Source organism: Paenibacillus forsythiae T98 (genome assembly GCF_000520735.1).
In the GTDB taxonomy this organism is placed as follows: domain Bacteria; phylum Bacillota; class Bacilli; order Paenibacillales; family Paenibacillaceae; genus Paenibacillus_AQ; species Paenibacillus_AQ forsythiae.
Map to the genome: position 1 here is coordinate 1 of NZ_ASSC01000430.1, position 1,146 is coordinate 1,146.

General features: G+C 48.5%; 1 protein-coding gene. It reads right to left on the reverse strand.

The annotated features are described in order from the left end of the window. Positions 1 to 20: 20 nt before the first annotated feature. Positions 21 to 1,019, reverse strand: coding sequence for an IS630 family transposase (locus tag L692_RS28790; RefSeq protein WP_232238789.1), 999 nt, complete (start codon positions 1,017 to 1,019; stop codon positions 21 to 23). Positions 1,020 to 1,146: the final 127 nt, after the last annotated feature.

Genomic DNA, 1,146 nt, shown 5'->3' on the forward strand with positions numbered 1-1,146 from the left:
TATATAAACCGCAATTAAGATTATAACCTAACTAACAGGCGATCAATCGTTTCCAACGGTTGCTTATTGATACGCTTCATAAACTGGCCGACATGAAGCTTAATCTGATAGAACTTCTCAAAAAACACGTTATTGACTACATCGGATTTAAGCCACAGCCATAGTCCCTCGACCGGATTCAGGTTGGGACTATACGGCGGCAGAAAGACCAAGTGCAGGCGCGGATGTTCCTTCAGGAAAGGCTGTAACCCGGCGGCATGATGAATCCGGCTATTATCTAAAATCATGGCCATTTTCCCCCTCGGGTACGCCGACAGAAGATCTTGGAGGAAGCGAATAAAGGCATCCACATCAGCCTTTTCTTCTTCACGGTGATGCACCTGTCCGGTTTCATAGTTGATCGCTCCGAACAGCTTGGCTCCTTCGTGCTTGCCATACGTTGGCACTTTTCGTTGCTTGCCACGCGGAAACCCGTTGTATTGTAGCGCTTGATAGGAACGAATCATCGATTCGTCTTCAAACAGGAGATGATCGATTTCTTCGGCTTCCACTTGCTTCTTAAGCTGGGCGAAGGTGTGCTTACGGAAAAACGCCTGGGCCTCCTCATCGGCTTTGGCCAGCGTATAGGTTGCCTTGGTAAAGCTGAAGTTCATTCGCTTCAGCATCGCACTGATTCCGCGCACACTCATGGTGATGCCAAATTCTCGCTTGATCCATTCCGCTACCAACGGGAGGGTCCAGGTATAGCGAGCTTCAAAGCCCACATCGACTGGCTGTTGCTGCTCCAGCATAGAGGCTAATTGGTTACGTTGCTCTTCCGTGAGCTTAGGCGGTTGTCCAGGGGAGTAACCCATTTCCAACCCGGCAAGGCCCCGCTCTTGGTAGCTCTGCCAATAGATACTGATCGTTTGACGAATGCGACCGAGCAAATCACCAATCTCTGCAAACGAGTGTCCTTCCAGACGAAGACGGACGGCCAGGTACCTTTCGTATAGCCGTTTATCGGATGTTTCTTTCATGGCTGTATTCAATCACTTGATTTCTTGGCTCTTCATTTTTATCGCCACCTTGGGTTGATCTTACTATTTCATTACCCGATTTGGCGATTGGAGTGGTGCTGTTGGTTTGTTAATTGCGTTCTATATA

Excerpts from the sequence above, each read along its gene's own strand:
- L692_RS28790 (WP_232238789.1), bottom strand. The coding sequence starts at position 1,019 with ATGAAAGAAACATCCGATAAACGGCTATACGAAAGGTACCTGGCCGTC.